The organism is Sphingomonas sp. AOB5, from assembly GCF_029433115.1.
Taxonomy (GTDB): domain Bacteria; phylum Pseudomonadota; class Alphaproteobacteria; order Sphingomonadales; family Sphingomonadaceae; genus Sphingomonas.
On the sequence record NZ_JARNTV010000009.1, the window covers coordinates 49,692 to 70,875 of the forward strand.

The window sequence follows — 21,184 nt, forward strand, 5'->3', positions numbered from 1 at the left end:
TTAAATACTCAGTAGGATCAAAACATGGGATCTGCACGTATCGCCGGGGTCGGCATGACGGCCTTCTCCAAGCCCGGAAAGGGGCCGGCCTATCCGGAACTGGCCGGTGCGGCGCTGGCCGACGCGCTGGCGGATGCCGGGCTGGGCTATGATGCGATCCAGCAGGCCTATGTCGGCTATGTCTATGGCGACTCCACCGCGGGCCAGGCGGCGCTCTATCCGACCGGGTTGAGCGGCATCCCGATCCTCAACGTCAACAACAACTGCGCCACCGGATCGAGTGCGTTGTTCCTCGCGCGTCAGGCAGTCGAGAGCGGTGCTGCGGAATGCGTGCTGGCGCTCGGCTTCGAACAGATGAGTCCCGGCGCGATCGGCAATGTCTTCCCGGACCGGCCGGCGCCGCTCGACGCGTTCACCGGTGCGGTCGATGCGGCTTTCGGGCCGAGCGAGGCGCCGATGGCGCTCAAGATATTCGGCGGCGCTGCGATCGAATATGCCGAGCGCTACGGATCGGACCCAGCCCTGTTCGCGAGCGTCGCGGTAAAGGCGCGGCGTCATGCCGAGCATAATGAGCGGGCCATTTTTCGCGGGCAGCTGAGTGTCGAGGAAGTGCTCGCATCGCCAGCCTTGTTCGGCCCGCTGACCCGATTGCAGGCCTGTCCGCCGACCTGCGGTGCGGCGGCGGCAATCCTGGTTTCGGAAGCCTTTGCGAAGCGGCACGGGCTTTCCGCCGATATCGTCATTCGCGGACAGGCGATGACCACCGATCGCGCCTCGACCTTCGAAGGCAACAGCATGATCCGGCTGGTCGGCGCCGATATCGCTCGCGCGGCGGCGGAGGCGGTCTATGCCGAAGCCGGTGTCTCGCCGGGCGATATCGACGTGGTCGAGCTGCACGACTGTTTCACCATCAACGAGATACTGACCTACGAAGCGCTGATGCTCACGCCGGAGGGCACCGCCGACCGGTTCGTTGCCGATGGCGACAACAGCTATGGCGGCGCGGTGGTCACCAATCCTTCGGGCGGGTTGCTGTCCAAGGGGCATCCGCTCGGCGCGACCGGCCTTGCCCAGATCGCGGAGCTGGTGTGGCAGCTGCGTGGACAGGCAGGACCACGACAGGTGGAAGGCGCGCGGCTCGCGCTGCAGCACAATCTCGGTCTTGGCGGCGCCTGCGTCGTGTCGCTGCTGGAGCGCGCATAATGGGACCGCTTGCAGGTATCCGGATCGTCGAGATCGCGGGCATCGGACCCGGCCCGATGGCGGCGATGCTGCTGGCCGATATGGGTGCCACCGTGCTGCGCGTGACTCGCGTCGAGGATAATGGCCCCGGCCTGCCCAAGCCGCCCGAGTTCGACCTGGTGATGCGCGGCCGGAAATCGGTCGCGGTCGATCTGAAGTCGCCCGAAGGCATCGCGCTGGTGCTCGACCTGATCGAGAAGGCGGATGGCCTGATCGAGGGGTTCCGCCCCGGGACGACCGAGCGGCTGGGCATTGGTCCGGACGAAGCGCTGAAGCGCAATCCGCGACTGGTCTATGGCCGCATGACCGGGTTCGGTCAGGAAGGGCCATTGGCCAAGGTCGCTGGACACGACATCAATTACATCGCGATCACCGGTGCGCTGCACGCGATCGGGGAAGCCGGTGGCGGGCCGGTGCCGCCGATCAACCTGCTGGGCGATTTCGCGGGTGGGTCGCTCTACCTCGTGTTCGGCATGGTCTGCGCGCTGCTGGAGGCGCAGCGATCGGGGCAGGGGCAGATGGTCGATGCCGCGATTGTCGATGGGACCATCTCGCTGATGGCGATGATCTATGGCCTGCACGCCGCGGGGATGCACAGCCTGAAGCGGGGCGAGAACCTGCTCGACGGCGGATCGGCGATCTATGCCAGCTATAAGTGCGCCGACGGGGAATATGTGTCGATCGGGCCGATCGAGCCGAAGTTCCGCAAGATCCTGTTCGAGCGCATGGGGCTCGAGCCGACGATGGACGATGGTCCCGAAACCGCGGCGCGGCTTGCCGCTGCATTCCGGACGCGAACCCGCGACCAATGGTGCGAACTGCTCGAAGGGACCGATGCCTGCTTCGCGCCGGTCCTGTCGATGGCCGAGGCGCCTGCGCATCCGCACAATGCCGCGCGCGATGCGTTCGTGACCATCGGCGGCGTGGTCCAGCCCGCCCCGGCACCGCGCTTCAGCCGCACCCGTCCCGATCTGCCCACGGCGCCGGAAGCGCCGGGCGCGAGCGGGCGCGAGGCGTTGGCGGAGTGGGGCATCGATGCGGCAAAGGTTGCGGCATTGGCCGGTTCGGGCGCAATCAGCCTGCCCGACCTGCAGGGTGCCGCATGACGCCTGACGAAATCGCACTGATCCGCGACGCCGCACAACGGCTGTTGAACGACCACGCAACCCGCGAGACGATTGCTGCGGCCGAGACCGGCGGCTGGCCGGGGGAATTATGGTCCTCGCTCGCCGATGCTGGGCTGACGATGGCGCTGGTTTCGGAAGGCGGCGGCGGTGTCGGACTCGACATTGCCGACGCGCTCGATCTGGCCGGACTCGTCGCCGAATATGCCGCGCCGGTGCCGTTCGGCGAGACGATGCTGGCGGCCTGGCTGCTCGACCGGGCGGGGATCGCGGTACCGGATGGCGCGCTGACCTTCGCGGGTATCGACGCCGATCGCAAACTGGCGCGGATCCCCTGGGGGCGTAGCGCGCAGCTGGTGCTGGTGACGGAGCATAATGGTCAAGCGGTTCTGGCGCTTCTGGAGCCCGGCGAACTGAACTGGGAACACGCCACCAACATGGCGGGCGAGCCCCGCGACACGGCGACCCTCGATCCGGCGTTCGACACCGCCCGTTTCGTGCCTTCGCCAATCTCGCCCACGGAACTCCGCCAGCTCGGCGCGGCGCTGCGTTCGGCGCAGATTGCGGGTGCCTTGCGGCGGTCGTCCGATCTGGCGGTGCTCTATGCGACCCAGCGGTCCCAGTTCGGCAAGACGCTGTCGCAGTTCCAGGCGATCCAGCAATCGCTGGCGGTGCTGGCGACTCAGGCCGCGGTGGCGACGGCTGCCGCCGGATATGCCGCACGCGCGATTGCGGCCGGATCGCCGATGCCCGCGATAGCCATCGCCAAGGCGCGATGTGGCGAAGCGGCGGGTGCCGGATCGGCGATCGCACATCAGATCCACGGTGCAATCGGCTTCACGCTGGAGCACGACCTGCAATTCTCGACCCGGCGCCTGTTGTCCTGGCGCGACGAGTTCGGCGGCGATGCGGAGTGGAACGAAGCGTTCGGACGGCTGGTGCTGGCCGGTGGCGATGTATGGAAGGCGGTGAGCGGGCGATGAGCGAGATGTCGGCCTTCACCTTCCGCCCCGCGACAACCACTGCCGCAGCCGAGGCGCTGCGCGGCGAGGTTCGCGATTTCCTCGGCCTGGCGTTGCGTGACCGTCCGCCTGCTCAGCGTGCCTTGAGCTGGGCCGGCTATGACGACGATTTCAGCCGGGCGATGGGCGAGCGCGGCTGGATCGGCATGACCTGGCCGAAAGCCTATGGCGGGCATGAGCGCAGCGCGCTGGAGCGCTATGTCGTGCTCGAGGAGATGCTGGCCGCCGGTGCGCCGGTCTCCGCGCATTGGATCGCGGATCGCCAGAGTGGCCCGTTGATCCTGCGATCCGGCACCGAAGCGCAACGGCAACGCTATCTGCCCGGCATCGCGCGGGGCGAGACCTTCATCTGCGCGGGCCTCAGCGAACCCGACACCGGATCCGATCTCGCTTCGGCCCGCACCCGCGCGGTGGAAACCGATACGGGCTTCGTGATCAACGGCACGAAGGTGTGGACCACCAATGCGCATCGCAGCCACCATATGATCCTGTTCTGCCGTACTGCGGCGCCGGACAGTGGAGCGCGGCATACCGGGTTCAGCCAGCTGATCGTCGACATGACCACGCCGGGGATCGAAGTGACCCCGCTCTACGATCTGGCGGGCGAGCATCACATCAACGTGGTCCATTTCACCGATGTCGAAGTGCCGAAGGATGCGCTGCTCGGGCAGCAGGGCGATGGCTGGAAGCAGGTGATGGCCGAGCTGGCGAACGAGCGCAGCGGGCCGGAGCGGTTCCTGTCTTCCTTCACGGTACTGGTCGAACTGACCCGGGTGCTTGCCAACTCGGCCAGCTCGGCTCAGGCCACGGCACTTGGCCGGCTTGCGGGGCAGGTTGCGGTGCTGCGCGAGATGTCGATGTCGATCGCGGCAATGCTCGAGGCGGGCGACGATCCCACGGTCCAGGCCGCAGTGGTCAAGGATCTGGGCGCGGTCCTGGAGCAGGAGATTCCGGAGGTCGCGCGGTTGCTTGTCAGTTGCGAGCCCGACCTGCATGGAGACGATCTGAACGCCGTTCTGGCCGCGACGATGCTGGCCGCACCATCCTTCTCGCTGCGCGGCGGCGCACGTGAGATCCTGCGCGGCATTATCGCCCGCGGCCTTCGCCTGCGCTGAGGAACATCATGGCCGATCACGTCCTTCTCGATCTCGATACCGATGGTATCGCAACGATCACGATCAACCTTCCCGAGACGCGCAACCCGCTGTCGCATCCCGACACGGTCGATCAGCTGGTCGGCATCCTCGACGCGATCAATGTCGATCTTGCGGTGAAGGTCGCGATCCTGACCGGGGCGGGCCCTTCGTTCAGCGCGGGTGGCGATCTCAAGACGCTGGGCCAGCCGGGCGGCCTTGGCGGTGGCGAACCGGTGCGCACGCCCGGACAATATGCCCAGAATATCCAGCGGGTACCGATGGCCTTTTCCCGGCTGGAGGTGCCGATCATCGCCGCCGTCAACGGCCCGGCGATCGGCGCCGGTTGCGATCTGGCGTGCATGGCCGATATCCGCATCGCTTCCGAAACTGCGCGGTTTGCCGAGAGTTTCGTCAAGGTCGGGCTGATCCCGGGCGATGGCGGCGCGTGGTTGTTGCCGCGCATCGTCGGCTATTCGAAGGCGTGCGAGATGGCATTCACCGGCGACGCACTCGATGCGCAGGCGGCGCTGGCCTGCGGTCTCGTCTCACAGGTGGTCGCGCCCGACATGCTGATGGAAACGGCGCGGGGCCTGGCGAAGCGGATCGCGGTCAACCCGTCCGATGCGGTGCGCATGTCGAAGCGGCTGCTGGCGCGCGGTCGCGAACTGCGACTGGTCGAGGTGCTCGAACTGTCCGGCGCGCTTCAGGCGCTGGCGCATACCACGCCCGAGCACAAGCAGGTCGTCGCCGGACTGATCGCGCGGCAGCAGGCGAAGGCAGTTTAGGGTCGCGGAACTTCGCTCGTTTGTGACCTTTGGCGGAGGGGAAATGGTCACTTTCGGGCAGGGCGTGGAGCGCCATGCGAAACGGGTCTCGACAGTTCAAAGAGCAGGTGTCGATCCGAGCAGCCGAACTCCAACATTGCAAGCGTTGCCCGGCCCGGATCGACATCCGGTGGACCATTCGAATGTCGAGACTGACTAGGCCTTCGTCTCCAGCCCATGTCGCTTCAGCGCGGCCTTCATGATCTGGGCGATCTCGTCGACACGGCCTTCCATCCGGTAGGACGGACCGGCCACGGTCACCGCCAAGCGCCGGGTTTCGATCGCCAGCGGTAATGACACACCGTACAGGTCGGGCACGTTGCCCGCCGGATTCTTGTGATAGCCGCGCTCGATCGCGCGCTTCAGTTCGGCCTCGACCTCTTCGATGCTGACCAGCGTCGTATCGGTGGTTCGCTCGAACTTTACCCGGCGCAGCAATTGCGACAGTTCGCGCGGCGAATATTGCGACAGGATCGCCCGGCCGGAAGCGCTCGCGGTGATCGGCACGCGGTGGCCGACATGGGCGACATATTTGATCGCCGCGGGGGATTCGACCACATGGACGAAGATCGCGTTCACCCCGGCCGATGCCGCAACCAGCGCGGTCTCACCGGTTTCCGCTGTCAGTTCGGAAACGAGCGTGTAGACATCGGCGGGCAGGGGCTGTGCGTCGATGATGACCTGTGCCAGCGCCAGCCAGCGCGGGCTGGGATAATAGCCCTGACGCGCCTTCGGCTCGTACAGAAAGCCCTTCTCCGACAGGGTGTAGAGGATGTTGAAGGTGCTCGATCGCGGCCAGCCCATCTGTTCGGACACTTCGGAAAGCGTGGCGGGGCGGCGCGTCGTCGCGAAATATTCCAGCAGGTCCAGTACGTGCGCTGCCTGACGAACGAACATTAAGACCTCATGCCGGTTTGAATCTGTCTATCGGAGGATGAGCTTCATCGCTGCTACCGGAAGCATCCCCCAGCGTCAAAACCCATCTGGTTGCGTCACGCTCCGCTCTCGAAATAGTCCGGGCGGCCATTGGTGAACAGATCGCCCCACAAGGCGCCGCCGCCATCGACGGTGACGGTCGATCCGGTCATGAAGCGCGATGCATCGCTCGCCATGATGCCCACCATCTGGGCGAGGTCCCAGGGATCGCCCAGCGTCTTTTGCGGATTGGCGAGGTGGAAGATCCGGCTGGCCTGCTCGGGATAGACGCGCAGGCCGCCGGAATCGATCGCGCCCGGCGCGACGGTGTTCACCCGGATGCCCAGCGGCGCCCATTCGACGGCGGCGGTGCGGGCAGCGTTGATGATCCCCGCCCGGGCCGCGGACGTGTGGATGATGCCCGGCACGCCGCGCTCGACGGCGGCGGCGACATTGACGATGATCCCGCCGCGTCCGGCGTCGCGCCAGCCACGCGCGGCGCGCTGCATCATCAGCCAGGTGCCTGTCAGGTTGTTCTCGATCACTGCGCGCCAGCCCTTGGACGGGATATCGATCGCATCCATCGGGAACTGGCCGCCGGCATTGTTGACGAGGATATCGAGCGTACCGTGCCGCGCCTCGACAGCTTCGAACAGCGCCTCGATCTGGCCTTCCTCACGGATATCGGCACGGATCGCCGCGACCTCGAAGCCGGCGGCGGCCAGCCCTTGCCGGGCCTCGTCCAGCCGTTCCTGCTTGCGCCCGCAGATGGTCACATGGGCGCCCAGCCGGGCAAAGGTCCATGCGATCGCCTTGCCGATCCCGCTGCCGCCGCCGGAGACGATCACCGATTTGCCGGCGAACAGCTCCGCCGCGAGGCAAAGCGGCAGCGCCGCCAGCCGCTCGTCCGCGACGAGCGTTGCTTCCTTCACCATCCTCTTCTCCCGCTCGTCGCTGCGAAGCGTGTCGTTCGTTTCAGTGTGATCTGGTCAATATGATTTGGGCAGGCCGAGCACGCGCTCGGCAATGTAGCAAAGGATCAGCTGGGGGCTGATCGGTGCGATCCGCGGGATCATCACTTCGCGCAGATAGCGTTCGACATGATATTCCTTGGCATAGCCGAAGCCGCCATGGGTCATCACGGCCTGAAGGCACGCGCTGTGGCCAGCCTCGGCGCCCATATATTTGGCGGCGTTGGCGGCCGCGCCGCATTCCATGTCGTTGTCGTATCGCCACGCCGCCGACATCGCCATCAGCCATGCGGCTTCCAGCTCCATCCAGTTCTGCGCGAGCGGGTGCTGGATCGCCTGATTCTGTCCGATCGGACGATTGAAGACGATCCGCTCCTTGGCATATTGGGTAGCGGCATTCAGCGCGAGCGTGCCGATGCCGACCGACTCGGACGCGAGCAGGATCCGTTCCGGGTTCATACCGTGCAGGATGTAATGGAAGCCCTTGCCCTCTTCGCCGATCAGGTCGGCGGCGGGGATGCGCCAGTCCTCGATGAACAGCTCGTTCGAATCGATCGCCTTGCGGCCCATCTTCTCGATTTCGTGGACCGTCACCGCGGCGCGATCGAGATCGGTGTAGAACAGGCTGAGGCCTTCGGTCGGCTTGCGCACCTGATCCAGCGGGGTGGTGCGCACCAGGATCAGGATCTTCTCGGCAACCTTCGCGGTCGAGATCCACACCTTCTGGCCGTTGACGACATAATCGTCGCCATCGCGCACCGCCATGGTCTTGAGCTGGGTGGTGTTGAGGCCCGTGGTCGGCTCGGTCACCGCGAAACAGGCCTTCACATCGCCGCGCAGGATCGGCGGCAGCATGCGCGCCTTCTGCTCCTCACTGCCGAAGACAACCACCGGATTCAGGCCGAAAACATTGACGTGGATCGCCGAGGCTGCGGTCATGCCGCCGCCGCTTTCCGCGACGGTGCGCATCATGATCGCCGCTTCGGTGATGCCCAGCCCCGCGCCGCCGAATTCGGGCGGAATGCAGATGCCCAGCCAGCCGTCATCGGCCATCGCACGGAAGAAGGTTTCGGGAAACTCGCCCGACCGATCGATCTCGAGCCAGTAATTCTTGTCGAAGCGGGCGCACAGCTTCCCGACCGCGTCCCGGATCGATTCCTGGTCGGCGGTCAACGCGAAATCCATGCTACCCCTCCTGCGCATCAATATTCATATGTGTGGATAAATTAGTCCACATATATGAATTGTCAACTGCTTGCCGGCGCGTGTGCCAACGGCGGATTGACAGGGTGCCACTGCATCGATATTCATACTGCGCAGTATCATCTTTGGCCCGGCAATGCATTCGGGCGACGATAAATGACGCAGGAGAGCAGCGATGCACATCGGAGCCGGTTTCTTCTTTCAGGGGCTCGACCCGAAGGTTTCGGACCAGGAAGTCTACCGGACCCAGCTGGACATCGCCGATCAGTGCGAACCGGCCGGATTCCAGTCGATCTGGACCGCCGAGCATCACTTCAACCGCTATCACATGATGCCCAATCCGGCGCAGTTCCTGACCTATATGGCGGGACGCACGACCAACGCGCTGCTCGGTTCGATGGTGATGGTGATCCCGTGGCACGATCCGATCCGCGTCGCTGAATCGATCACCTTCCTCGATACCGTGTCGGGCGGGCGCACGATCCTTGGTCTCGGCCGCGGGCTGGGCAAGATCGAGTTCGACGGTTTCCGTCAGGACATGGGGGAGTCGCGCCAGCGCTTCATCGAATATGCCGACGCCATCTCGCAGAGTCTCGAGACCGGCGTGATGGAATATGACGGCCAGATCCTGAAGCAGCCCAAGGTCGAGATCCGCCCCAACGCGGCATTCAGCTTCCGCGGGCGTACCTATGCGTCGGCAGTGTCGCCTGAATCGGCGAAGATCATGGCGAAGCTCGGCTATGGCCTGATCCTGATCGCGCAAAAGCCGTGGGAGACGGTGGTGCGCGAGACGACCGAATATGCCGCGCTGTTCGAGGAAGTGAACGGGTATGAATGCCCACGCCCGATCCTGGTCAACCTGACCACGGTCGACACCGATCCGGCGCGCGCCGCGGACATGCACAACGAATATACGATGGCCTATGCCCGTTCGACGATCGACCATTACGAGTTCCAGAACCCGCACATGGAGACGATCAACGGCTATGAATATTATGCGGGCCTGCGGAAGAATATCGAGAAGCACGGCGTGCTGACCTTCAACCGCTTCCTTGCCGACCTGCAGATCCACGGCACGCCGGATCAGGTGATCGAAGCCACGGTCGAGCGGGTGCGCGCGCTCAACTGTGCCGGTGTGATCAACATGATGTCGATGGGCGGGATGCCGGCCGACATCGCCCAGCGCAATTTCCGCACCTATGTCGATCATGTGCTGCCCAAGCTGAAGGCGATCGACACGTTCCGCGAGATCGGCTCGCCGTCCTACGAGACGCGCCGCGCCGCCTGAGACGCACCTCCTCCGCCAGAGGCATGGGGCGGCCCGCGGGCCGCCCCTTTTTTTGTCAGGCTGCCGGCCGGTCCCGCCGCCACGCGACGGGTCCCCCGGTCCATGCCGGAAAGCCGGCATCGACCAGCACAAGGTCTGCGATATCCGTGTTCGCGATGTCCCGGGCGCGCAGGAATGAAGTTGCCGCGCGCGATGCCGCATCGAGCAGCCGTGCCTCGGCCATCGCCAGTTGACCGGCCGCGGCCGGTGCGGTGCCTTCGCCATCGGGTGCCCAGCCACCGATCTGGCCGATGATCGCACGCAGCGCTGCGGCGGGGATGCCATCGGCTTGCAGGGCCGACAGCTCCGCATCCCATGCAGACCGGACCCCGGCGATCAGCGCTTCGGCATAATCGGGCGGTCCGGCTTTTCCCATCGCCTGCCGCGCGTGGAACAGCGTGCGCACCATCGCGGCGGCCTGTGGCGTGCGGGTGGTGTCGAGGAAGCAATCGCTCTCGAGGATCAGCGCGTCGTCGATCGGCAGCGACGTGCCTTCGAAGACGGCGCGGACGATGTTGGCTTCCGACGGATAACGCGCGCCGCGTTCGCCGCCCACGCGCTGCATCGCATAGGGCGAGCCATGTGCGGTGCCGGTGCCCCCGGGTATCTCGAATCCGGCCTGGTCCCAAGGCGCAACCGCCGATCCGCCGTCAAGAATGAAACGCCGGCAGGTTTCGATCAGTCTCTCCGGCGGCACCAGTTCGTGCAGAACGCCGGTCTCCAGCGCGGTCTCGACCGGGATCGGCTTGCCTTCGAGCAGATGGGGCAAAGCGCGCTCGATGCCCATCAGCCGCGGCAGGCGCTGGGTTCCCCCGGCGCCGGGCAGGAGGCCGATCGACGCCTCGGGGAAGGCCAGCCGGATCTTCGCGCCGCTCGCCGCGACCCGGTGATGACACACCAGCGCCAGCTCGAGTCCGCCGCCCAGCGCCAGCCCCTCCAGCGCAAGCACCACCGGCTTGCTACAGGCTTCGATTGCCCGGAAGCGGCGGTTGAACAGCGCGGCGCTTTCGGCGGCTGCGACCAGTTCGTCGGGGGTAGCGGCACGGCGCCAGTCCGCGATCTTCGCTTCCATCTCTCCCAGATCGGCGCCCGCACAGAAGCCGTTCGGCTTGCCCGATCGCAGTATGGCGCCGCGGATGGCGGCATCGTCGCGCAGCTGCGTGGCGAGCAGATCGAGATCGTCGAGCACCGCATTGGTGATCGTGTTCATCGTCCGACCCGCGCAATCGAAGGTGACGAGCGCGATCCCGTCGGCATCGGTCTCCAGCGTGAAATTCTGCATCATCGCGGCGCCATGCGGATCGCGCCGTCCAGGCGGATCGTCTCGCCGTTCAGCATCGGATTGGCGACGATGCTCTCGACCATCTGCGCGAACTCCTGCGGCCGTCCGAGCCGGCTGGGGTGCGGCACCTGCTGGCCAAGCGAATCCTGCGCGGCCTGCGGCAAGCCCATCAGCATCGGCGTCAGGAAGATGCCCGGCGCGATCGTCACCACGCGGATCCGGTGCTGCGCCAGATCGCGGGCGACCGGCAATGTCAGCCCGGCCACACCCGCCTTGGACGAGGCATAGGCGGCCTGCCCGATCTGTCCGTCGAACGCGGCGACCGACGCGGTGTTGACGATCACGCCGCGCTCCTCACCGATCGGATCCGCCGCGGCCAGTCGCGCGGCGAAACGCGAGATCATCGTGAAGGTGCCGATCAGATTGACTTCGATCGTGCGGCGATAGGCATCGATCGGGTGCGGCGCATTCTCCTTGCCGACGGTCTTGATTGCCGGCGCCACCCCCGCGCAATTGACCAGCACGCGTGCCACGCCATGGGCGGCCTGTGCCGCTTCCAGTCCGGTATCCACGCTTGCCTCGTCCGCCACGTTTACCTTGCAGAAGATGCCGCCGATCGCCGTGGCATGGGCTTCACCTGCCGCTTCGTTCAGATCGAAGATCGCGACCCGCGCACCTTTGGCTGCAAATGCTTCCGCAACCGCCCCGCCGAGGCCCGAAGCGCCCCCGGTAACGATCGCCGTCAGACTGGAATCTATCTCCATCATCCTCTCCATTGATCATACCATATGGTATGTAATTCGATGTTTCATAAGGCGCATAGCGAGCGTGTACACCAGATTTTCGCGAGAATGGTGTCGCCGGCGCATTGACATACATACTGTCAGGTATAATTTCGCCGATGTGAGAATTGAGCACAGGGTGATCCGGACGGTCTCGCACGCCGATGGCGAAGCGATCGATGTGCGCGCCGTGATCGAGGACCGGTTTCACAATTTCCGGATCCATGTCCGGCTTGGGCAGTCCGCCGTGGAAACGGTCGATATCGATCCGATCCGCTTTCCCTATACGTTGTGCCCGGCGGCGGGCGCGCAGCTCGCTTTGCTCGAAGGTGCCGGCCTTTCGCCGCGAATGAGCGCCTATTCGCGTGACCTCGATTCCCGGCATCAATGCACGCACCAGTTCGACGTCACCGCGCTTGCCATTGCCCTCGCGGTCCGCGGGGTATCGCAGCGGCGCTACGATATCGAAGCCGTGGATCACGAGGCCGGGGGACGGGTCAGCGGCCATGTCGAGCGCGACGGCGAACGGGTACTGGAGATGGAGGTGCGCGACGGCGTGATCCTCCGTCCCGAAGCATTGGCAGGGGCGGCGCTCGGGTCCGGCTTCACCGGAGCAGTCGCCGCACTCGACGTGGAAATGGCGGAGGCTGCGCTGCTGCTCCGGCGCATGCTGTTCATCGTGATCGATGGCCGTAAGGCGGATTCGTACGAACTTGCCCATCATGCGCCGCCGTTCGGGGGCTGTTGGGTCCAGCAACCGGAACAGAATGAGCAGGCGCTGCGCCTGAAGGGGCGGATCCTGCCCCCCGATACGCCGGTCGCGCGCCTGACCGCCGGGGACGATGCCTATCTGGCGGCGATGTGAACGCCCCGCCGGGCACTACACCGGTTTCTGATCTCACTGGCGCTCGCATCGCATCGCTGCGAACTCGATCAATTGCGCCGCCATCATTTCGAGTTGCGCTGTCAGGGCCGGATCGATGCAGGAACGATCGGGATTGAACGCTGGCTCGCGCGTGTTGATCGCGATGCCGAGTGGTGTCGGCCAGCCGCGCAGCGCATGTGCCACCGATCGCAATCCGGTCAGCGTTGCGTGCGCCCCCTGGAAGCCGCCACCGGTGGCGATGCATCCCACCGCGCGCCCTTCGAAATAGGGGCGGGGGTCGCCGGACAGATCCTCGGCATAGTCGAGCGCGTTCTTGACCAGCCCCGAGATACCGCCGTGATAGCCGGGCGATCCGATCACGATGCCGTCGGCCCGGCGCAGCGCATCGACCAGCGCAATCGCGCGGTCGCATCGTTCGGTGCGCCCCGGATAATAGAGCGGCAGCTCGAGCCACTGTCCGGCGAACAGCTGCACCTCGGCACCGGCCCGTTGTGTCGCATCGAGTACGGCACGCAGCGCCAGTTCGGTCGACGATCCCTCGCGCTGTGTTCCGCCGACCCCGACGATGAGCATCGCATCCTCTCCATGATCCCGCGGTCCGGCCGGGTGGAGGCGCCTTTTCCATGCCCAAGGAAATCTGTCAACGTTAGTGTTGACTAAATGGCGTGGGCTGCGCAATCGGCGCGCTGGGCACCGTTGGACCGGGCCGGGTAGCTGGAGGAATAAGATGGCGCTCTCAGACGCGGGTGGCGACGATCTCGATACGATCGCCGAGGCCAGAGGGCTGTATGCGTTGCGGGTGTTGTGGGTGCATCACTGGACCCCGGACCTGTTCAGCTTCCGTGTCGAGCGGCCGCAGGCGCTGCGGTTCCGCTCCGGCGAGTTCATCATGATCGGCCTGCCCGGCGAGGATGGCCGGCCGCTGATGCGCGCCTATTCGCTCGTCAGCCCGAGCTGGGAGGAGCATCTGGAGTTCTTCTCGGTCAAGGTGCCGAACGGGCCACTGACGTCGCGGCTGCAGCATCTCGAGGTCGGGGATCGCATCCTGCTCGGCCGCAAGCCGACCGGCACGCTGGTGATCGATGCGCTCAAGCCCGGCGAGCATCTGATGATGATCGGCACCGGCACCGGCCTCGCGCCGTTCCTGTCGGTGCTGCGCGATCCCGAAACGCATGAGAAGTTCGCGCACATCGTGATCAGCCATACGGTGCGGCAGAAGGAGGAACTGGCCTATCGCACCTTCCTGGAGGAAGAGATTCGCGAGGACGAAATCTTCGGCGAACTGCTGCGCGATCGCTACACCTACTACCCCACCGTCACCCGGGGCGAATTCCATACGCGCGGCCGGATCACCGACCGGATCCGCGAAGGGCTGTTCCGCGAGGATCTGGGCCTGACGATCGAGAACCGCGCGACCTCGCGCTTCATGATCTGCGGGTCGATGGCGTTCAACAAGGAGATGGAAGCGATCCTGTCCGGTTGGGGACTGGTCGAGGGCACGCATTCCATACCGGGCGATTATGTGATGGAGCGCGCCTTTGTCGGATAGCGCGCCGTGGCGTCAGCCGGCCCTGTCTGCAGCTTTGTCCGGGATCATCCCGTCGAGCACGATCCGGGCGAACTGGCGGCCGATATCGGCGCCGCTCAGCCCGCCATCGGGCTTGAACCAGCGATGCGACCAGTTGGCCATGCCGAGCAGGCCGTGGGCCAGGATGCGCGGCGAAACGTCGGAGCGCAGGCTGCCATCGGCCATGCCGCCGGTGATGATGCGATAGACCAGCGCATCGACACGCCCGGTCAGGTCGGACAGCGCCTTTTGCCGTTCGGCATTGCGCGGGCTGACCTTGTCGATCTCCTGCACAAAGGCATAGAGGTGCGGATAATTCGCCTCGTAATGCTCCATCAGCGTGACGAGGAACGCGGTGATCTTGGCCGGGAAATCGAGCTGCGATTCGACGATCGCGTCGACGTTCACCGCGAACTTCTCCATCGCTTCGATCGCGATATCGAAGAACAATTCCTCCTTGCTCGACGTGTAATAATAGATCGATGCGCGGTTCAGGCCGGCAGTCTTGGCGATGTCGTCGAGGCTGACATTGCCGAGGCCGCGTTCCTTGAACAGCAATGCCGCAGTCGCGTGCAGATTCTGGAGCCGCTGGCTGTAATGCGCGCCCTGCTCCGACTGGGCGGCTGCCCGGCGGCGGCCCATCGCACTTGTCGGCGTCTTGTTGCGCTTGCGTTCCATGATCCTGCTCCCACTCGCTCGACCGATGGGCGAGGCATGGTTATTTTGTCAACGCTCGCGACGCGTTCAATTAATCAACACTTGTGTTGACAATGCGAAATTTGACTGCTTTTACGGTGCCAGGATCGAGGATGGACACCGATGCAGTTTGGCCTTTTTTATCAGCAGCAAATGCCGAAACCCTGGGATGACGGGGTCGAGGTTCAGCACTTTGCGAACAATCTCGAACAGGCGGTGCTGGCGGACCAGCTCGGCTTCCACAGCCTGTGGGTGACCGAGCATCATTTCCTCGAGGAATATTCGCACTCGTCGGCGCCGGAAATCTTTCTGGGCGCGGTGGCTGCGCGGACGAAGAAGATCCGAATCGGCCATGGCATCCGCCACACGCCCCCCGCGATCAATCCGCCCGCGCGTGTGGCCGAAGGCATCTCGACGCTCGATGTGATTTCGAAGGGCCGGGTTGAATTCGGCATCGGCGAAGGCGCGACCCGGCTTGAACTGGGCGCCCATTATATCGGCGCGAAGGACAAGCGTGCGATGTGCCTGGAAGCCGGCGAGCAGATCGCGAACATGCTGGCGATGACGCCCTATCCCGGCTGGGACGGGCAGTATTTCAAGATGGAATGCCGCAACATCGTGCCCAAGCCGGTGCAGAAGCCGCATCCGCCGATGTGGCTGGCCTGCACCAATCGCGACACGATCATGCTCGCCGCCCGGCTGGGCATCGGCGCGCTCGCCTTCTCGTTCGTCGATCCGTATGAATCGAAGCAATGGGTCGATGCCTATTACGACATCATCAAGTCCGACGAATGCGTGCCGATCGGTCACCGGGTGAATGCCCGCGTGGCGATGGTGAGCCCCTTGTCGGTCAACCAGGATCGCGCGACTGCGATCCGTGACGGCTATCACTGCTTCAATTTCTTCAAATATTCGCTGGGCGCAACGATGCGCGACAGCAAGCCGGGTCATAACAATCTGTGGGCCGACTATATGGTTGCCGAACAGGGCGACACCAAGCGCGATCTGGCCGCCGCGGAAGGCGTTGCGCAGGGCGACGAATATAGCGGTGCGTCCGGCACGCCCGCCGATGTGATCAAACGCATGCGCATCTTCGAGGAAGCCGGGGTCGACGATATCCTGTTCACGATCCAGGGCGGCGGGCGCCCGCACGAGGTGGTGTGCGACACGCTGACCTCGTTCGCCAAGGACGTGATGCCCGCCTTTGCATCGAACCGCCGCGCCGACCGGGAGGCCGAACTGGCGCCCTATATCGAGGCGGCGCTGGCGCGGAAGCAATGGATGCCGGCGCTGAGCGAGGACGAAGTGCCGATTGTGCCGGGCGTGCGGAACCTCAGCGCGACGGTTTCGCAGCTTTGACCGGAACGCGGCGGCGGGGAAACTCGCCGCCGTTTCGATTATCGCGGGCCTGGCGCCAATCCCGCGATCTCGCGATCGATCGCATAGACTTTCCCGCCCTTGGCCGATGTGACGAACAGGGTGCGCAACCCCTCGCCACCGAAGCACAGATTGGTGGGATAGCCACCGGGCAGTTCGAGGCGTTCGACCAGCTCGCCATCGCAATCGAAGACCATGACGGCTGCCGCGTCGGTTGCCGCGACATGGAGGCGGCCGCTGCGGTCGAACGCGATTCCATCCGGTCGCCCTTCGGGAAGCACGGCATGGGGATGCGCCGTGCCGATGCCGCTTTCCGTGCAATCGAACCGGACGATGCGCGAGGTCATGGTTTCGGCGACGAACAGGCTCTTGCCATCCGCCGAGAAAGCCAGTCCGTTGGGAAAGGCCAGCCCATCGGCTTCGATCCGGCAGGCATGCGATACCGGGTGCATCGACCAGATCCGGCCGGGCAGGATCGGCGCGTCGAGATCATGCCCCTGTGGATCGGTGAACCAGATGCGGCCATCGGGTCCGGTGACGAGGTCGTTGGGCGCGTGGAAGTCCCGGTCGGAGACTGTCGTCACCACGCCGTTCGAAAGCATCTGGATCGCCGGCGGCTGGCCGTTGGCCTCGTCGCCCTTCTGGGCGATCCAGATCGTGCCGGCGGCGTCTTCGGCCAAGCCGTTGGGTGCGCCACCGGCCTGAACCGCGGCGAGAATCTCGCCGGTCGCGGGATCGAGATCATAGATCAGCCCGCGCGACAGGCCGACCAGCTGCAGCGTGCCGCGCCGGGTCCACACCGGCCCCTCGGTAAAGCCCAGCCCGGAGGCGATGCAGCGCGTGATGATGCTGGGGGCGGTGATCGTCGGCACGGCGCTTTCCGGATGGTGGTTTGGACCGAAGTGTAATCAACAACTACGTTGACAGCAACCGCTCCGCGTTTCATGCGCTTTCGCAGCGATCCAGGGAGAGGAAAGATGATCGACGTCGAAACGCTGATCGCGCGGGAAAGCATCCGCGACGCGCTGGCGCGCTATTGCCGCGGGATCGATCGCAGCGATTCCGCGACGGTCGCGGCGGTATTCCACGAGGGCGCGCCGTGCCACTATGGCAATATGGAAACCACCGGCGACGCGCTGGCGCGGATGATCGCCGGGCGCCCGGGCACCACGGACTTCACCGGTCAGCATCACATCACCAATGTGCTGATCGACATGGACGGGGCGGAAGCGGCGCAGGTCGAAAGCTATTTCATCGTCTATCGTGCAGTCGCGGGCAGCAATGGTGCCGCGGACACGATGATTCCCTTTGGCGGGCGCTATCTCGATCGCTTTACCCGTGTCGGCGGCGCATGGCGGATCGCCGAGCGCACGGTGGTGTGCGACTGGCTCAGCACTGGTCTCGCGCTGGCCGGGGGGGCGGACCCGTCGGGATATCTGCGCGGTACGAACGGATCGGACGATCCTTCTCACGCCTTCCGCATCAACTGATCGCGGCGCGAAGCATCGGGCGGTATTCCTCCGCTGCGATGCCGATCAGGGCTTCCGCGCGCTCCGCTGGTGAAAGCCCGCGCAGGTCGGCGCTGCCGATCTCCGTCACAACCACGTCGATCTCGCCACTGTCGAGCGAGGGCGGCGCGCAGGCGATGTGCGGCACGATCCGTGATATCCCCCGCGCGGTCGCGGCCAGTGCGACGATAGACAGGCCCTGCGGATTGGCCACGGCGCCGCGCGCGAAATCGGGCAGCCCGGCAATCCCGCCGCGCACCCCCGATGGGCTGAGCTCACTATTGGCGCGGCCGAGCAGATCGACTTCATAGACCGAGTTAATCGCACGAAACTTCGGCAAGCCAGCCAACCGAGCGGGATCATGGGTGAAGCTTGCCGGTGCCAGTTCGACCATATCGGTACTGTCGAGCCAGGCGTAGAAATCGGCGTCGCCCACCGCGCCGGTTCCGACATGGCCCTGCGGATTTATGGCCCCCGCGGCGATCAGTTCCGCGATCCACGGACCGATCTGGCCGGTATGCAGCCGCAATCCTTTCCGCGCGGCGGCGAGGTGGCGGATCAGCGGCGGAAACCATTGGCCGATGCCGAATTCGAGCGTTGCGCCATCGGGAATCCATTCGATCAGATTGGTCGCCAGTGCCGCGTCGTCGCGCGGTGCGGCTGGCGTCGATTCCATCGGCCCGCCGGGAACGTCGACCGCGATCACACCCGGCCTTGCGGCAATCGTCGATGCCGGTCCGGTCCATGGTACCAGCGGACTCGTTTCGAGGACCACCGATGCTGCACGCGTCGCAGCGGCATGGATGAAATCCACGGTGACGCCGAGCGAATGCCGGCCGTCACGGGCTGGCGTCGCTTGTGCCAGCACGACGTCGACAGGCCGGCTTCCCGAGGCGAACGCATCGGTTAGCTCGTGCAGCGTCATCCGGCTGTACCGCGCGTTGCGCTCGGCCATGCCGGCTTCGCTGGCGAAGGGGCCGGAAGGGAAAAAGGTCTCGATGCGTACGCCGGGCAGCTCTGGAAAGTCGCCGATCACCCAGCCGAGAAAGATGCTGCTGCCCTGCAGCCGGTCGAGGTGACGCGGCAGTGCCTCGATCAGGTGACGCGGCATGCCGAATGCCTGCCCTGCCACGATTCTCTGACCCGGACGCAGCACCGCTTCGAGCGCGGCGTCGATGGCGGAAGCTGTTGTCATTCCAATGATCTCTCTCCCCGCTGCCAGTTACGGCGTAGGCATAAAGTCTGTCAACAATAGTGTTGACAGATGCGACGGGCGGGATCAGTGTCGCGCTTGCAAGATCGATCGATGCGCCGTGCGGACATGTGCTCGCGTCGATGATGGGGTGAGAGGATCCGGTTACCGTCATGTTGGAACAGCTGAAGGAAAAGCTCATCCGGACGCGCGTCGATATACGCGAAGTCGGGCTGCGCGAGGGGTTGCAGTCACACAACATGATCCTGCCGACCGAAACCAAGGTCGAACTGTTCAAGGGACTGACCGCGGCGGGGCTGAAGGAGATCAACGCGGTCGCCTTCGTCAATCCCAACAAGATGCCGCATATGGGCGATACCGAAGATCTGCTGCGCGCCATCGCGCCCCTCGCGAAGGACATCGATATCTCGGGCGTGGTGTTCAGCGAAGGCGGCACCGCGCGCGCCGTGAAGATGGCGCAAGAGAAGCTGCTCGATACCGTCTTCCTGGTCTATTCGCCGGTGCCGTCCAGCATGGCGGCGAACGGGATCACCGCCGATCCCGAGGCTTTGCTCCAGCAGATCGAGCGCAGCGCGGCCATCGCCGCCGATGCGGGGCTGAAGGTCGCGGTGTTCATCAGCGAGAGCTTCGGTTCGCCGGTCGCCGGCTGGACCGATCCGGCAAGCGTGATCTCGTCGGCCGCGCGGGTCGAGAAGATGCCGGGCGTCACCGAACTGATCATCTCGGATTCGACCGGGCAGGCCGATCCGGTGCAGGTGCTATCGCTGTTCACCGATCTGGCGAAGGTGCTGCCGACCGACAAGCGGATCACTTTCCATGTCCATGATTCACGCGGCGCCGGCCTCGCCAATATCGTCGCGGCGCTGAGTTCGCCGTTCGAGCATTTCTGCCTCGATTCCTCATTCGGCGGACTGGGCGGGGACTTCCCCTTCATCCCCGATGCGTACGGTAACGTCGCGACCGAGGATCTGGTCGAGATGCTCTCGGGCATGGGCTATGAAACCGGCGTCGATCCGGACAAGGTGGTCGAGATCGGCCGGCGCTACGCCGAGATCAGCGGGCGTCCGCTGGGATCGCGGTTGAGCGGCTGCACCCATGCGCAGCGGTGGAAGCGCAGCCATCGCCTGATCAATCCGATCGCAGAGGATGCGGCAGCTTGAGGTGCCTGGTCGTCGGTGCGCGCGGGTTCGTTGGCGTCGATCTGGTCCGCGAGCTGCTCGATCGCGGGCATGAGGTCGTCGCGCTGGAAATCCGCGGGGATATGGGGCGGCTGACGCCCTATGCCGATCGCATCACCTGGCTGACCGGCGACAGCAGCAGCATCGAGACCCTGCAGAAGGCGATCGGCCCCGCGGGGATCGACGCCATCTATTACGGCCCCTTCTTCCGCAGCCCGGCGGGCAGCCACGACCTGACTGGTGAGTGGGCGACGATGGGCGGCGGCGCGCTGAACGTGTTCAATCTGTGCCGGGCGCTGCCGATCAAGCGGATTGTGTTCCCCAGCTCGACCGCGGTGCATGGCATCCAGCCTGCCGATGGTGTGACGCTGGACGAAACCAGCCGCGTCCAGCCCTTCATGATCTATGGTGCGACCAAGCTGCTGTGCGAATATTTCGCGCGGCAGGTGAATGCCGATCTGGGCGAGAAGCGGATCGTGTCGGTGCGCCTGTCGGCCATTTATGGGCCGGGGGCGGATATCGCCAGCCGCGGGGTCAATATCTTCGCGGTGCAGGGCGCGCGCGGCAATCCGGCGCAGATCGATTATGCGCCCGGGGCACGGGTGTGCGTGGCGCATGTCGCCGACACGGCGCGCTTTCTGGCCGACCTGATCGAAGCCGAACGCTGCGAGCATGATCTTTACGAGCTGGGCGGGCTGGACGTATCGTTCGGCGACATCGCCGATGCGGTACGCGCGGCGGTGCCGGGTGCCGAGCTCGGCTTCGGCAATGAGACGGAGGTGCCGTTGCCGCACAATGTCAGTTGCGCCCGCGCGGCGAGCGAGTTCGGGCTGAGCCATATGCCGCTGATCGATGGCATGCGCTCGGTGGTCGATTATGAGCGTATCCGCGGCGAACGCCGCCGCCAGACCGCGAGCCAGACGGCCTGAAG

Annotated in this window: 21 protein-coding genes; 12 read left to right on the forward strand and 9 right to left on the reverse strand. The window is 65.2% G+C overall.

Annotated elements, in window-relative coordinates; all coding sequences use genetic code 11:
• Positions 1–24: 24 nt before the first annotated feature.
• Genes P1X14_RS06210 through P1X14_RS06230 form a run of 5 tightly spaced genes read left to right on the forward strand, consistent with a single transcriptional unit; the run spans position 25 to position 5,309 of the window.
• Complete coding sequence (locus P1X14_RS06210) at positions 25–1,203, forward strand: lipid-transfer protein (RefSeq protein WP_277314452.1); 1,179 nt, start codon at positions 25–27, stop codon at positions 1,201–1,203.
• Positions 1,203–2,348 carry a CaiB/BaiF CoA-transferase family protein gene (locus P1X14_RS06215; protein WP_346770444.1) on the forward strand — a complete coding sequence of 382 codons (1,146 nt, stop codon included), beginning with the start codon at positions 1,203–1,205 and terminating at the stop codon, positions 2,346–2,348. Before P1X14_RS06210 ends, P1X14_RS06215 begins: the two co-directional genes overlap by 1 nt.
• Complete coding sequence (locus P1X14_RS06220) at positions 2,345–3,349, forward strand: acyl-CoA dehydrogenase (RefSeq protein WP_277314453.1); 1,005 nt, start codon at positions 2,345–2,347, stop codon at positions 3,347–3,349. Before P1X14_RS06215 ends, P1X14_RS06220 begins: the two co-directional genes overlap by 4 nt.
• Positions 3,346–4,503: an acyl-CoA dehydrogenase family protein gene (locus tag P1X14_RS06225; RefSeq protein ID WP_277314454.1), complete on the forward strand. Its 1,158-nt coding sequence runs from the start codon at positions 3,346–3,348 to the stop codon at positions 4,501–4,503. The genes P1X14_RS06220 and P1X14_RS06225 overlap by 4 nt, the downstream gene beginning before the upstream one ends.
• A gap of 8 nt (positions 4,504–4,511) precedes the next feature.
• Positions 4,512–5,309: a crotonase/enoyl-CoA hydratase family protein gene (locus P1X14_RS06230; RefSeq protein ID WP_277314455.1), complete on the forward strand. Its 798-nt coding sequence runs from the start codon at positions 4,512–4,514 to the stop codon at positions 5,307–5,309.
• 195 nt (positions 5,310–5,504) lie between these two features.
• On the opposite strand, the gene P1X14_RS06235 is transcribed toward P1X14_RS06230, so the two are convergent.
• The 3 genes from P1X14_RS06235 to P1X14_RS06245 form a co-directional block, all read right to left on the reverse strand.
• Positions 5,505–6,245: an IclR family transcriptional regulator gene (locus P1X14_RS06235; RefSeq protein WP_277314456.1), complete on the reverse strand. Its 741-nt coding sequence runs from the start codon at positions 6,243–6,245 to the stop codon at positions 5,505–5,507.
• 95 nt (positions 6,246–6,340) lie between these two features.
• Positions 6,341–7,198, reverse strand: a complete 858-nt coding sequence (locus tag P1X14_RS06240) for an SDR family oxidoreductase (protein WP_277314457.1) — start codon at positions 7,196–7,198, stop codon at positions 6,341–6,343.
• A gap of 54 nt (positions 7,199–7,252) precedes the next feature.
• Positions 7,253–8,419, reverse strand: coding sequence for an acyl-CoA dehydrogenase family protein (locus P1X14_RS06245; protein WP_277314458.1), 1,167 nt, complete (start codon positions 8,417–8,419; stop codon positions 7,253–7,255).
• 193 nt (positions 8,420–8,612) lie between these two features.
• Here P1X14_RS06245 and P1X14_RS06250 point away from each other — a divergent pair, with 193 nt between their 5' ends.
• Complete coding sequence (locus P1X14_RS06250) at positions 8,613–9,725, forward strand: LLM class flavin-dependent oxidoreductase (protein ID WP_277314459.1); 1,113 nt, start codon at positions 8,613–8,615, stop codon at positions 9,723–9,725.
• A gap of 55 nt (positions 9,726–9,780) precedes the next feature.
• On the opposite strand, the gene P1X14_RS06255 is transcribed toward P1X14_RS06250, so the two are convergent.
• Together P1X14_RS06255 and P1X14_RS06260 are read right to left on the reverse strand one after the other, a co-directional pair.
• Positions 9,781–11,049: an enoyl-CoA hydratase-related protein gene (locus tag P1X14_RS06255; RefSeq protein ID WP_277314460.1), complete on the reverse strand. Its 1,269-nt coding sequence runs from the start codon at positions 11,047–11,049 to the stop codon at positions 9,781–9,783.
• Positions 11,046–11,810, reverse strand: coding sequence for an SDR family NAD(P)-dependent oxidoreductase (locus P1X14_RS06260; protein WP_277314461.1), 765 nt, complete (start codon positions 11,808–11,810; stop codon positions 11,046–11,048). Before P1X14_RS06260 ends, P1X14_RS06255 begins: the two co-directional genes overlap by 4 nt.
• A gap of 157 nt (positions 11,811–11,967) precedes the next feature.
• On the opposite strand from P1X14_RS06260, the gene P1X14_RS06265 reads away from it, so the two are divergent.
• Positions 11,968–12,693: a hypothetical protein gene (locus P1X14_RS06265; RefSeq protein WP_346770445.1), complete on the forward strand. Its 726-nt coding sequence runs from the start codon at positions 11,968–11,970 to the stop codon at positions 12,691–12,693.
• A 33-nt stretch (positions 12,694–12,726) separates the two neighbouring features.
• Here the strand turns inward: P1X14_RS06265 and P1X14_RS06270 are convergent, their stop codons facing one another.
• A complete protein-coding gene (locus tag P1X14_RS06270) occupies positions 12,727–13,287 on the reverse strand; it encodes an NAD(P)H-dependent oxidoreductase (RefSeq protein ID WP_277314463.1) in 561 nt (186 codons plus the stop codon).
• A 154-nt stretch (positions 13,288–13,441) separates the two neighbouring features.
• Between P1X14_RS06270 and P1X14_RS06275 the strand changes: the two genes are divergently transcribed.
• The gene (locus P1X14_RS06275) at positions 13,442–14,263 is read left to right on the forward strand and encodes a ferredoxin--NADP reductase (protein ID WP_277314464.1); all 822 of its coding nucleotides are present in this window, start codon (positions 13,442–13,444) and stop codon (positions 14,261–14,263) included.
• Between the two features lie 12 nt (positions 14,264–14,275).
• On the opposite strand, the gene P1X14_RS06280 is transcribed toward P1X14_RS06275, so the two are convergent.
• Positions 14,276–14,959 (reverse strand): TetR/AcrR family transcriptional regulator, encoded by a 684-nt coding sequence (locus tag P1X14_RS06280; RefSeq protein WP_277314465.1) that lies wholly within the window; start codon positions 14,957–14,959, stop codon positions 14,276–14,278.
• 141 nt (positions 14,960–15,100) lie between these two features.
• On the opposite strand from P1X14_RS06280, the gene P1X14_RS06285 reads away from it, so the two are divergent.
• The gene (locus P1X14_RS06285; RefSeq protein ID WP_277314466.1) at positions 15,101–16,336 is read left to right on the forward strand and encodes an LLM class flavin-dependent oxidoreductase; all 1,236 of its coding nucleotides are present in this window, start codon (positions 15,101–15,103) and stop codon (positions 16,334–16,336) included.
• A 38-nt stretch (positions 16,337–16,374) separates the two neighbouring features.
• Here P1X14_RS06285 and P1X14_RS06290 read toward each other — a convergent pair whose 3' ends face one another.
• Positions 16,375–17,226 (reverse strand): SMP-30/gluconolactonase/LRE family protein, encoded by an 852-nt coding sequence (locus P1X14_RS06290; RefSeq protein WP_277314467.1) that lies wholly within the window; start codon positions 17,224–17,226, stop codon positions 16,375–16,377.
• 105 nt (positions 17,227–17,331) lie between these two features.
• Between P1X14_RS06290 and P1X14_RS06295 the strand changes: the two genes are divergently transcribed.
• On the forward strand, positions 17,332–17,844 hold the full coding sequence (locus P1X14_RS06295) for a nuclear transport factor 2 family protein (RefSeq protein WP_277314468.1): 513 nt from the start codon (positions 17,332–17,334) through the stop codon (positions 17,842–17,844).
• Here the strand turns inward: P1X14_RS06295 and P1X14_RS06300 are convergent.
• Positions 17,837–19,057, reverse strand: coding sequence for an acetyl-CoA hydrolase/transferase C-terminal domain-containing protein (locus P1X14_RS06300; protein WP_277314469.1), 1,221 nt, complete (start codon positions 19,055–19,057; stop codon positions 17,837–17,839). The genes P1X14_RS06295 and P1X14_RS06300 overlap by 8 nt on opposite strands.
• Before the next feature lie 170 nt (positions 19,058–19,227).
• Here P1X14_RS06300 and P1X14_RS06305 point away from each other — a divergent pair, with 170 nt between their 5' ends.
• A complete protein-coding gene (locus P1X14_RS06305; protein WP_277314470.1) occupies positions 19,228–20,235 on the forward strand; it encodes a hypothetical protein in 1,008 nt (335 codons plus the stop codon).
• A complete protein-coding gene (locus tag P1X14_RS06310; RefSeq protein WP_277314471.1) occupies positions 20,232–21,182 on the forward strand; it encodes an NAD(P)-dependent oxidoreductase in 951 nt (316 codons plus the stop codon). Before P1X14_RS06305 ends, P1X14_RS06310 begins: the two co-directional genes overlap by 4 nt.
• The last annotated feature ends 2 nt before the right edge of the window (positions 21,183–21,184 follow it).

Excerpts from the sequence above, each read along its gene's own strand:
- P1X14_RS06230 (WP_277314455.1), top strand. The coding sequence starts at position 4,512 with ATGGCCGATCACGTCCTTCTCGATCTCGATACCGATGGTATCGCAACG.
- P1X14_RS06260 (WP_277314461.1), bottom strand. The coding sequence starts at position 11,810 with ATGGAGATAGATTCCAGTCTGACGGCGATCGTTACCGGGGGCGCTTCG.
- P1X14_RS06275 (WP_277314464.1), top strand. The coding sequence starts at position 13,442 with ATGGCGCTCTCAGACGCGGGTGGCGACGATCTCGATACGATCGCCGAG.
- P1X14_RS06225 (WP_277314454.1), top strand. The coding sequence starts at position 3,346 with ATGAGCGAGATGTCGGCCTTCACCTTCCGCCCCGCGACAACCACTGCC.
- P1X14_RS06250 (WP_277314459.1), top strand. The coding sequence starts at position 8,613 with ATGCACATCGGAGCCGGTTTCTTCTTTCAGGGGCTCGACCCGAAGGTT.
- P1X14_RS06280 (WP_277314465.1), bottom strand. The coding sequence starts at position 14,959 with ATGGAACGCAAGCGCAACAAGACGCCGACAAGTGCGATGGGCCGCCGC.
- P1X14_RS06245 (WP_277314458.1), bottom strand. The coding sequence starts at position 8,419 with ATGGATTTCGCGTTGACCGCCGACCAGGAATCGATCCGGGACGCGGTC.
- P1X14_RS06300 (WP_277314469.1), bottom strand. The coding sequence starts at position 19,057 with ATGACAACAGCTTCCGCCATCGACGCCGCGCTCGAAGCGGTGCTGCGT.
- P1X14_RS06255 (WP_277314460.1), bottom strand. The coding sequence starts at position 11,049 with ATGATGCAGAATTTCACGCTGGAGACCGATGCCGACGGGATCGCGCTC.
- P1X14_RS06235 (WP_277314456.1), bottom strand. The coding sequence starts at position 6,245 with ATGTTCGTTCGTCAGGCAGCGCACGTACTGGACCTGCTGGAATATTTC.
- P1X14_RS06210 (WP_277314452.1), top strand. The coding sequence starts at position 25 with ATGGGATCTGCACGTATCGCCGGGGTCGGCATGACGGCCTTCTCCAAG.
- P1X14_RS06270 (WP_277314463.1), bottom strand. The coding sequence starts at position 13,287 with ATGCTCATCGTCGGGGTCGGCGGAACACAGCGCGAGGGATCGTCGACC.
- P1X14_RS06305 (WP_277314470.1), top strand. The coding sequence starts at position 19,228 with ATGTTGGAACAGCTGAAGGAAAAGCTCATCCGGACGCGCGTCGATATA.
- P1X14_RS06285 (WP_277314466.1), top strand. The coding sequence starts at position 15,101 with ATGCAGTTTGGCCTTTTTTATCAGCAGCAAATGCCGAAACCCTGGGAT.
- P1X14_RS06220 (WP_277314453.1), top strand. The coding sequence starts at position 2,345 with ATGACGCCTGACGAAATCGCACTGATCCGCGACGCCGCACAACGGCTG.
- P1X14_RS06240 (WP_277314457.1), bottom strand. The coding sequence starts at position 7,198 with ATGGTGAAGGAAGCAACGCTCGTCGCGGACGAGCGGCTGGCGGCGCTG.
- P1X14_RS06215 (WP_346770444.1), top strand. The coding sequence starts at position 1,203 with ATGGGACCGCTTGCAGGTATCCGGATCGTCGAGATCGCGGGCATCGGA.
- P1X14_RS06295 (WP_277314468.1), top strand. The coding sequence starts at position 17,332 with ATGATCGACGTCGAAACGCTGATCGCGCGGGAAAGCATCCGCGACGCG.